Annotated in this window: 9 protein-coding genes; 7 read left to right on the top strand and 2 right to left on the bottom strand. The window is 44.4% G+C overall.

The features are described from left to right. The first annotated feature begins 447 nt into the window (after positions 1-447). The 6 genes from FPZ49_RS34375 to FPZ49_RS34350 all read left to right on the top strand — a co-directional run bounded on the left by FPZ49_RS34375 (position 448) and on the right by FPZ49_RS34350 (position 7,921). A complete protein-coding gene (locus FPZ49_RS34375; RefSeq protein WP_144855163.1) occupies positions 448-1,047 on the top strand; it encodes a cyclase family protein in 600 nt (199 codons plus the stop codon). A gap of 342 nt (positions 1,048-1,389) precedes the next feature. After that, complete coding sequence (locus FPZ49_RS34370) at positions 1,390-1,788, top strand: hypothetical protein (protein ID WP_144855161.1); 399 nt, start codon at positions 1,390-1,392, stop codon at positions 1,786-1,788. 882 nt (positions 1,789-2,670) lie between these two features. After that, on the top strand, positions 2,671-4,032 hold the full coding sequence (locus tag FPZ49_RS34365; protein ID WP_144855159.1) for a hypothetical protein: 1,362 nt from the start codon (positions 2,671-2,673) through the stop codon (positions 4,030-4,032). Between the two features lie 765 nt (positions 4,033-4,797). Continuing rightward, the gene (locus FPZ49_RS37205; RefSeq protein WP_261381760.1) at positions 4,798-6,192 is read left to right on the top strand and encodes a toprim domain-containing protein; all 1,395 of its coding nucleotides are present in this window, start codon (positions 4,798-4,800) and stop codon (positions 6,190-6,192) included. A 491-nt stretch (positions 6,193-6,683) separates the two neighbouring features. After that, entirely contained in the window at positions 6,684-7,688 is a 1,005-nt protein-coding gene (locus tag FPZ49_RS34355) for a TIR domain-containing protein (protein ID WP_144855157.1), read from the top strand. Continuing rightward, positions 7,685-7,921, top strand: a complete 237-nt coding sequence (locus tag FPZ49_RS34350; protein ID WP_144855155.1) for a hypothetical protein — start codon at positions 7,685-7,687, stop codon at positions 7,919-7,921. The genes FPZ49_RS34355 and FPZ49_RS34350 overlap by 4 nt, the downstream gene beginning before the upstream one ends. Before the next feature lie 71 nt (positions 7,922-7,992). Here FPZ49_RS34350 and FPZ49_RS34345 read toward each other — a convergent pair whose 3' ends face one another. After that, entirely contained in the window at positions 7,993-8,313 is a 321-nt protein-coding gene (locus tag FPZ49_RS34345; RefSeq protein ID WP_144855153.1) for a hypothetical protein, read from the bottom strand. A 533-nt stretch (positions 8,314-8,846) separates the two neighbouring features. Further along, positions 8,847-9,278, bottom strand: a complete 432-nt coding sequence (locus tag FPZ49_RS34340; RefSeq protein ID WP_144855151.1) for a hypothetical protein — start codon at positions 9,276-9,278, stop codon at positions 8,847-8,849. A 264-nt stretch (positions 9,279-9,542) separates the two neighbouring features. Here FPZ49_RS34340 and FPZ49_RS34335 point away from each other — a divergent pair, with 264 nt between their 5' ends. Next, a complete protein-coding gene (locus FPZ49_RS34335) occupies positions 9,543-9,764 on the top strand; it encodes a hypothetical protein (RefSeq protein WP_144855149.1) in 222 nt (73 codons plus the stop codon). Positions 9,765-10,248 lie beyond the last annotated feature (484 nt).

Below are 10,248 nucleotides of genomic sequence, written 5' to 3'. Positions count from 1 at the left end.
GATCCATTGATAATACAACCTTTCTCTAAATACGACTGAATGAATCTAATCGTATAGATTTCGGCTGTATTAGTCAAGTTACCTAAGACCGTTGCCATTCATCCCACCACTTTAGAAGTGGGGAATTCTGACAACTGATGGTTAAATTTATTCTAATATGATTTATCATTTACTTCCCCGTGATCATGGTCATAGACAAAATTGAGATGTTTTGAATGCGATGAGTCCATATAGGTTTACCAGCTGCCGCGATACTTTATGTGCGCTTTGGTTAGGCGCAGAGGCGCGGGAGAGATTCTTATCCTGCTTCTTCACCAGACCAATCACTGAATTCAGATACTATCACACTTTCTTCGATATTTTCCGGCCACGGATTGCTGAGTGATGCAGGAAACTATGCTGTTCGCCGGATAATCCTAATCACATTATCCTAAGGGGGAGAAAGATATGCCCAAGGTCCGAAAAATCATTGATCTGTCCCAGCCCATCTACCACAATTGTCCAGGCTGGCCAACCTACGATATGGTCAACGTCCAATATGAAGCGCTTTATCCTAATGACGGCTATACGGCGGAACGTCTTTCCATGAATGTACACACAGCCACACATTTGGATGCACCGTTCCACTTTTTTCCGAAAGGGAAAACCATTGAGCTAATGCCAATCGAACGTTTTCAGGGAGATGCGGTGCCGATTGACTTATTCGGAATTGAGGCGGATTCTCCGATCGGTGTACAGCATCTGCAGCCTTACGCAGACCGGATTCTACCTGGGGACATCGTGCTACTTTGCACAGGATGGGGCCGCAAGCGCGGATACACTAAGGAATATTATCATCAATGGCCTTACCTAAGCGGAGAGGGAGCTCAATGGTTGGTAGAACGAAAGGTGAAGGGTGTAGGCCTGGATGGCCTGAGTATTGGGGGCTGGGGAGCCCCCGAAAAAGCCGTTCCCCCACATGAGATATTGCTTTCTAATGAGATTTGGCCTCTGGAGGAGCTTTTTTTTGACGGAGGAGCTGCTGACAGAGGAGAGATGGTACCTTAGCGCGTTTCCGCTGAAGCTCCAAGGCTTCGGAGGCGCACCTGTAAGGGCTGTAGCCATGGTGTTTGAATAAGAAGCTTAAAAAGGCTTAAAGAGGCTCAAGGGTACACAGAGATGATTTAGGGAGTTCTACAACATCTTGGAGTTAATTCGAGGAAAAGTTATAAACGCAAGGGGAGAAGCCATGAATAATTTGAAGGCAGTTGTCGTTGGTGTCAGGACCGTGCTCCAGTTGTTCTGCAAGATATACATGATTTTCGTACCTCAAGACAGAAAACTCCCACGCTAGAGGAAGCTGAAAAACTGGAATGGCGTGATTGTGACGCCGACGGGGCTTTTACAGCATTGCTCAGTTTCAGTTCTGTTAGTGGATCTGAGATTGCTGTTAATATTCAGGGAAACGATGAGATTGCCGCTTCCGTTCATCCGCCTCAAATCACCCTTTATGGTGATTCTGGGACATTGATTTTGACTGGTTTTTTTACGAACGGCTACACCGTATCAAAGTTGTGTGCAGGAGGAAGAGAACCAGAGATTTTGCCCGTACCACAGCGGCTTCTAGATGAAATGCCCGATTCAGGAGACCCGGTACAGAATATGTGGAGTGCTTTAGCTCGTGATTTTATTGCGGATATTCAAGGTGAACAACATCGTCCATATCTTACCTTTTACGATGGTTATATATATCAAAGCGCGATTGATGCAATTCGATGTGGCAATGGTTGGAGAAAGTTAGGGTTATAAGTTCTTCTCTGTTGCTCTGTTTTGTAAATGTGGAAATGCCCATCATTGGAGCGTGTACGATAGGTGAATAAGAACACGATCGCAGCCGGCCAACGATCGGCTGCTTTTTAATTGAACCAGGCAGTTATATGTTGTTATTGACAATTAAGCTGGGGCTATGTAGGAACATTTGTGTCGTTAGATTAGAGGAGAGACAAGTCTAACGACGTGAAAATACCCAACATATGAGAGGAAAATGAAAAAAACTTGAATTTTTTTCTTAAAATCAGCCACCTCTCTACTACGAAACAAACCACCTCTCTACTACGAACCACCTCTGTGCTACGAATTAAACCACCTTTCTACTACGAAACGAACCACCTCTGTACTACGAACCACCTCTGCACTACGAAACTAACCACCTCTCTACTACGAGACGAACCACCTCTCTACTACGAACCACCTCTGTACTACGAAACTAACCACCTCTCTACTACGAAACAAACCACCCCTGTACTACGATTGACCAATGTTTAAGTCTAATGGTATTGTCGAAAGGATAATAGATTTGTCAATGTTAGCCATAAAAGAATAACCCCCGCGCCAACGGGGGTTATCGAGAGTAAAGTCAAGCTTTACCCGAGATGTCTCCAGCGCCAACTGGAACATCCAAAAGTATTTTCGCCAAAGCAAAATTAAGTTATCTTCCATATCTGCTCTCTCGATTCTGCTACCAACAGAGGAGAGGCACCGAATGCAAGCCTTCATCGCAAAAAAATTGCGGATGCAAGGTCTACTTAAATTTTGCCTTCTTAGGGTTAGAGCTTCATTATAAACCGAACGTTCGAGCCCGTAAAGTGGTTCATAGGAATTTTATGTTAATAGGAAGGAGGTCTTGCTGAGATGGGAGAAGCTAAGCGAAAGTTCGAAGCGTATTCTCAAACCTACATGAAACTAAACAACAAAAACTTTAACGCGACATCCCCTGTCTCGGTAGACTATACCTTCTTCTCAGACTTATTCAATCTTGAGAAATCGTATTCCCAAGATAATGTCATCATGTTTCGCCGGAACAGCCACCAGCTGCGGAAATTTCACGTGACCAAGACTACGATGCAGCTCATGATTGCGGTCTCCAGGTGCTTCAATACCGAAGGGACATTAACAGGATGCTCTGTACACAGATTGTACAAGCTCATGTCGGATGAATACGAAGATCCTTGCTCCAAAGAACAGTTTTATGCAGAGATCCATAAGTTTATTGAGCTGGGTATTCTTTCGGTTTCCCAGGACGGTATCGTGGAAACGTGGAAGTTAACACCACATAAAAGAGATACCGGTCGCTTCGTACTATTCTCTCCGCTTGTATTCACAAAAGCATTCACTGACCTGCCGGCCGCAGCGCAAAAGCTTTACATGTACATTGTTTCGCGTAACGGCGAACGAGTAGGGGCCGAATTTAAGATCAACTTAGAGAAGGGCTCGTGGGTGTATACGCTTACTCACAAGACTCGACCTGTCCAGATTCGAGAGCTCTTGACATCCTTATGTAAATTAGAACCCGTTGCCGGAAAGCCCCTTCTCTTGGGTAGTGCTGTAGAGAAGGATGCGTTTGGACAATGGTCGCTTCGTTGCACCCTAAACCCTGCATACCTCGTAAAGCACACAGAGGGCGTGAAGTACCGCATGGTACCGCATGTGAAAGTTCCCTACAGCAAAACTGTCTCGCGTCTTCGCATGCTCTTTTTTCAGCATAAAATCGGAGACATCGAACAATTAGATAATGGGTTGGTCTTTTTGGATCTGGTTCGCCTTCTTAACGGAGCAGGAATCAAGACCCTTCGCTTTGCTGTTGTCCGAATTAAAGAAATGTTTCTGAGCTTTGGTCTGACGTATGACGTCGTCACTGCGCTAGAATCAGAGCTTCGAGACCGTACATATGTAACTTACATGGAAGTCTTAAAGGAAACCGGTGCCCAGGAGTATCTGGGTGTTAATGAAGAAGAGTATGCTGACACTCGTCCGCTTCAGTTCTTCAGAGCCATTAAGGACAAATTCACAGTCAGCCAATTTAGAAAGGTATGTGTCGCTGCTGTCCCGCTTCTCCGCGATCGATTCGGGAAGCAAATGTCGCCTACCGATCCATACTATTCATACCGAAAGATACGACCAGGATTGCCAATGCCCGACGAAATCTTCTACTTGGAAGATTTCCTGATCGAGCTCACAGCGGCTATAGATAAAAAAGAAACTATCGCATCGTAATCAGCCCCCCTGCAGTAACGGGGGGCTATTCGGCATACAGCTGGTAACTGACAATAAAGTCAGGATCGGTCTTCAAACCATTCAGAGGACGTTGCCGGGCTCAAATTTATCGCAAAGGCAGCCAAAGCATCAGTACTTCGATGCCGGCTGCCCTTTGTTTTTGTACAGCTGTGATTTTTTCAGAATAATATAACCTGGTAACGGACTACGCATTAGCCGGCCTGTGGTTATTTTTTCAGACATCAATTGTGGATTGTGCATAAATCACGTGGATATGTAGACAGAGGGATAGTGCCTGCCGAGGGGTTGGCTTTACTATTCTAATTTCATAACCCGTTTTTCATTTTGTCTAAATTTATAGTGAATAATGATAGAGAGTCTAAATTTTTATTCACAGGACGGTCCTAACCCTTTATTCAGCAAGGGATTAGCTTGTTCATGACCTATCCTAAAAGGTTTTATGTTTTAATAGATTCCATTCTTTTATTAGTTATATATATGTATATTATTCCCGCTTCACAGTATTCATCTCGTTATTGAAAAATTATAGGTACTTATGGTAAATTGAGAGCATACTTCTTTTATGGTTCCTATTGCATCCGCCACGCGGCTCAGGATGATATGTAAGGGTTATTAATTGACCCGGAATGACCTTGTTAGGTATTGACATGCACACTTTATTTAATCGTGTGCAAAAACGTCAATGGCTAACAAGGTCATTTTGTTTTCTAGCCGTAATTTCATGACGAAGAGGAGGTTAGTATTATGCCGAAGATATCCCAAAGCACCATTGACGCAGTCGAGTTCGTACACACGTATGATCTCGCCATGCGCATGGGACACTGGACGAAAACATCTGGGGGAGGCTCCATTAAGGTAGAGTGCCCCAACCCAAATCACATTGAAAAGACCCCCGATACGTACATCAAAAAATCGACGGGTATATTCATGTGTTACGGTGGAGGAGGATGTGGTGCTAAGGGAAAAGCCCTTCAGTATTACGCTTGGTCGACATGGGGCTGCTGGGATCCGAAAACGCATTTTATAGACGCTGTTATCGGCGTCTGCGAGCTCATGGGAATTCCAATTGAGTATGATGGACCAGTTCAAGACTCTATACAAAAGAGAGTGCGGCCAGCAATACAGCCTGCGGCAGCTCCAAAAGCAGTTTTTGAGGATGTTCCGGCTCAGCCTGCCGAAGTGTGTGATCGAGTATATCGGCGCTTTTTGGAATTATGCCCGATCTACCAGGAGCACGCTGAAGAGTGGATGACAAAGCGTAGATACACGAAAGAGCAGATCAATGCTTTCGGATTGCGCTCCATTCCGGCAACCTGGCCTGAATCTAAACTCATTGTGGACACGCTGCTGAAAGAAGGATATTCGCTCGAGCGAATCCCGGGTTTTACCCTGAAGCTACGCAAAGGCGGAAATCCGTTAAACGAAAAAGATTGGTACTGGGCCATCAATGCCTACGGGAAGTATTTTCTTCCTGTTCGAGACGATACGGGCCGGATAGTCCGTCTTCGGATGGCCACAGGACAGGAGAAGAAGAAATACACGTGGTTTTCTTCTGGTCCAAATGTAGAAGTCCAGAAGAATTCAACCGGACAAATCACGGAGCTGAAGGTGCTTGATCCATCCCTAGACATCAATGCCAACCCCCACGAAATGCGCAGGGGCGGTGCGTCTTCGAGTCACCACATTAACGTTGTTCTCCCATATCAGGCTCATTCGGAGCAGGGACAAGAGGTCATGGACATCTTCACGTTCGATTCTGTCGTAATAACGGAAGGAGAGCACAAAGCGTTCTATGCAGCGAGCATTCTGAGAAAGCCAGTTATTGGCATACCAGGGGCTGGGAATTACCGCGATGTTCTCCCTGTGCTGAAAAAGTGGGGCGTGAAAAAGGCCGTTGTTGCGTATGACGCGGACGCGTTTATTACGAAAGATAAAGACGGCCAGAAACAGAAGAACGAGCAGGTGTTCAAAAACCTCATTGACTTCTCAAAGGAAATTCTCGAAAGCGATGGAATTGAATTGGTTTTCTGGATTTGGAACATCGCAGACGGAAAAGGATTGGATGACGTCCTTATGGGGGGGAAATTGCCGATGGAGGTTAATCCTAGGACAAAAACGCGTGTACCGGTGACTATATAAAATCAATCAGAGGAGATGTGTTAATTGATGTTGAATCGTGTCTGTGAGTATCTAATGCCTAGTGATTAAGCAATTGAATAAGCCTTTTTATAGGCGGTGTTGGGAGTCTTTTCCCTACTACAGGGAGACGGCTCCTTTTTTATTTCGAGGAGGGTGCATATGAGCACTAAAGTCTACAGCTCCCCGCGTCTGACGACGTACGAGGATTGCATGCGGATGGGATATTACAAATACACTGGCCGAGCGAACCAACCCCAAACGAGACGTATGATTCCTTTGAAGAAGTGGAAGGTGCGATCGTGTTTAGACCGTGTCGGAAGGCCTGCGACTCGAGTAAACTGAGTCTTCGGGTAATAGATAAGAGAGAGGAAGCCTCTGCCTTAGTAAGGCGGAAGGGCTCCCTTTTTTCTATGATGGGCTCTTTCCAACACGTGGAAACAGCTTGTATACTGGTATAATGGGGTAATTTATCTTTTATAAGGAGCATCTATATGACCGTAAATAGAAAGCCGCGAGTATTTATTGGAAGTTCTCGTGAAGCGATCCCGTATGCTCGTGCTGTCGCTGAACAACTTGAGGTTGCAACCCACGTGAATCCTTGGTACGCCGGAACGTTCGGACCAAACGGTTATACGACGGATGCTCTTGATACTGAGCTTGATAGCAACGACTTTGGTGTATTTATATTTGCTGCAGAGGATATTGCGAATATCCGCGGCGATCTGGTATTTATCACCCGGGATAATACATTATTTGAAATGGGGCTATTTTGGGGCCGCTTTGGCCGGCGCCGGGTGTTTTGCCTAATTCCGCGCATCATTCCGGCAGGTGGAGAGGGAACACCAACTTCGTTTCATCTTCCCTCTGATCTCGAAGGACTCAATCTCCTTCGGTATACAGACAATGAAAGACTCACTGCAGCTGTTGATGTCGCCTGCGGAAAAATCCTTGAGGCCGTGTCCAGAGAAGGCATTTTCGTACAACGAAAGGATATCATCGCCGACAGCGAGAGGGTAATCCAGCGCAAAGATAGCGTGCTGGGCTTCTTTTGGGAATTCTTAAAAAACGTGACCATCGAGGATCCAACTCAGCGTTACACAGCATATGCGGAAGCGATCCGTAATTCCATTCTTGCGCCCCAGGGTTTTCGTCCGACGGGAGCAGCTCTGTGGAAGAAAATCGATGGGTACTTGTTTCATGTCGGTGGAAATGTGGGAAGGGGCAAGGCGTTTCCGCTCAATGCAAACGATGGAAAACAGCAAGAAGATCACATCAACGTTTTGAATTGTTTCAATACGGGGGAATGGAACTTTTTCGTTCGCCGTGAGATTGCCCATGTTTATATCTTGTGTTATCCTTTAGGTAGGGAGCATGTACTTTCAGTCCATTTTTCCGGCAATCACACGATTAATGCCTCCCAAGTACAAGAGATTGTCGAGGAAAACGATGATCTGCTTGCGACCATTCGTAGTTTGGTTGGAGGGGATTCGAAATGATTAAACGTCGTCTTAGAAGTAATAAGGTCCGCAATATGATCGGATCCAGCAAAGCCAGCAGGCGGCTGGGGATTTCCGGGACATTGAACGTTCGCGATTCTCGAAAATGGGTCTTACCGGTTGAGCAAGCCGCGAAGGTTTTCGTCGGTCCATCAGTTGAAGGTGGAGATGCGGAATACATTCTAATCGCCAGTGGTAAGGTTTCTCAGAAGAAGCCTTCATTCGCTAGATAAATAACGTGACGCAAGGCTTATGCCCTGCGTCTTTTTATTGCCAGAATTGTTTATGTTCGCGGGGCTGGGTTTTACGGCTGAATGAATCGCCGTTGTACGCCTTGGTATATCATTTGCAAAGTGTTTATATCCAAGGAGAATCCGATACGCTTTGCAATAGACTCGATGCCACCCCATTTCCCAAAGTGTCGAGGAGCTCCGTTCATATACGTGGCAAGCGGGGTTTCGAGCGCTTTTCTGCCATCTGAATCGAGACCTTTAAATTTATGCCGATAATTAAACTTTGAAGGCTCACCTGTATCTAAATCTATGCCTGCATACACCGCAGCATAGAGCTCTCTGTTATCAGTTTGTTGAATGGCCACATCAAATGCTTTTCCTGCGATCTCCACCCATCAGCATCATCGTCATCAACAAGCGCAAATCGGCCCTCGCCGTATTTTCCGTGTAAGGAAACATTCCCCGTTTTTTACCACTTTCCGTAAATAATGTTGCCGTTATAAGTAATATGATAGAGTACTTTTTAACGTTTCAGGAGGGCCCACCACTGCCAAATCTCGGACCATAGAAAACTTTGGTAAAGCTTGGACATGAAATTGTGCCAATATATGAGGTAATTGGTTTTGAATTACCCTCCAATGGGTGATACACTTTGTATCTAGACGTTACCTAATTCTCTACATCTTATTGATCCTTAATCGCAAGGACCATTACCGCCGATCGTGCCAAAAATGCAAGAAGAAGCGGCAGCGTCAGTATGTAATAACCAGTGAATGGGTGAACCCCGTTTTGTTTGAATTCAAAGGCAAGAATCAATACGGGAATTAGTGTATAGATGGATATGTTGATCCATGCTTTACGCGGAACGACCTGCCAGATTGATGGTCTTTTCCCTGTGGGGTCAAATTCTTTGTATTCATACCGTCTATAGATTACATCCCTGAATGCTTGGACAAAAAACCGATAGAATGTATTGCGAAACGGGGTAACATTTTCCCAACGAATCCAGCGAGGGGGACGGTGCATATACAGATGATGCAAAGGAGAAATATAGGGTGTGTTCAACAAACGGATCATCTCTTTTTTCGAAAAGGTTGTGTCTGATTTCTTCAGCAAGAGGGGCATAGAGCTTATAAGCTCCTTGGCAAAGGATCGGTGTAATAAACAATACTGTCACCCATTCCCAGTAAGCAGTTAATAGTGTCCACGCTGCAGCAATCATTTTCTTATATTGTTCAAATGGCGCAAATGACACATTTGTAAAGTAATCAATACCAGCCAGGATCGGGAATGCTATGAGTACCAAGACAATAAGTTTGGAGCTTATCGAAAGAAACTGTTTCCCTGCCTCCATCATGAACATTCACCTCAGTCATTAGTGCGTTTTCCTATTTCTATCATAATCTGTTGATGGTAAGCTGGCCAATTTGTTTCCCCATTATTTCCGTGGTATTAATCGATGATCCATGCTAGAATTGTTTCCACTGGTCCTATGTTTTTTGGGAGTACAAAGATTCAAACCGATTTTATATAATTTTATTAATGTGACAGCGTTAACAAACCGATGTTATAATCAAGAGAACAGATGGGACATATTACGTCACATAAGGAGGCTTTGTCTGTGGAAAACACCAAATCACAGCTTACATGGAGAAATCTCCTTAATACGGAGAAGCAATCCACACAGACGCTTAGCGTTGAGATAACGTTTGATCAAGATATTAGTGAAGAAGAAGCAAAGCAATTTATTTTTAACGCACTTACGAAATATGCCCAAAGCTACTATCTCGATCCAGAACATGAGGGCGAAAAAGCGAAGCCAACCGTAATTAAGGTGCAGTGAGGTAAGAAGAGTATTAAATGTTGGGCTGATTAGTGCACTTGTGACTATAGCGTAGTCTCTATGAGTCCGCTACATGGCCCAGGGGGTTCCGTTTGCAATTAAATTAAAATCACCTCTAAAAAGTGCCGAAGTCTGCCATTTTGCAGAAAACATCCTAATCGAATGACTTCGACCTTTTTTATATGGAATATCACTTATTAAAGGTTCTAAGCGATAAATGTAAGGTTTATATGAAATGTTCAACATTAGGGAGGCATTTAATAGCCTTCCTTTTTAATTTACCTATAAAAGACTACTTTTACTACTACATCATCTTCGATTACTTCAACATCTACTACTACAATGCATATTAAACAAAAACTGCAGCTAGAATAAAAAGTGGACACCTCTTATTCGCAAACAGATAATGGACTTACAAACACATAACGAGGTGTCAATCATGGGCGAAAAAAGACAGAGTTACAACGAGACATTTAAGCGAGAA

It is taken from the genome of Paenibacillus cremeus (assembly GCF_007786445.1).
Lineage (GTDB): Bacteria > Bacillota > Bacilli > Paenibacillales > NBRC-103111 > Paenibacillus_G > Paenibacillus_G cremeus.
This window is presented reverse-complemented; position numbering and strand designations above follow the sequence as displayed.

Coding starts and splice junctions, on each gene's coding strand:
- FPZ49_RS34375 (WP_144855163.1), top strand. CDS start 448: ATGCCCAAGGTCCGAAAAATCATTGATCTGTCCCAGCCCATCTACCAC.
- FPZ49_RS34365 (WP_144855159.1), top strand. CDS start 2,671: ATGGGAGAAGCTAAGCGAAAGTTCGAAGCGTATTCTCAAACCTACATG.
- FPZ49_RS37205 (WP_261381760.1), top strand. CDS start 4,798: ATGCCGAAGATATCCCAAAGCACCATTGACGCAGTCGAGTTCGTACAC.
- FPZ49_RS34355 (WP_144855157.1), top strand. CDS start 6,684: ATGACCGTAAATAGAAAGCCGCGAGTATTTATTGGAAGTTCTCGTGAA.
- FPZ49_RS34350 (WP_144855155.1), top strand. CDS start 7,685: ATGATTAAACGTCGTCTTAGAAGTAATAAGGTCCGCAATATGATCGGA.
- FPZ49_RS34340 (WP_144855151.1), bottom strand. CDS start 9,278: ATGATGGAGGCAGGGAAACAGTTTCTTTCGATAAGCTCCAAACTTATT.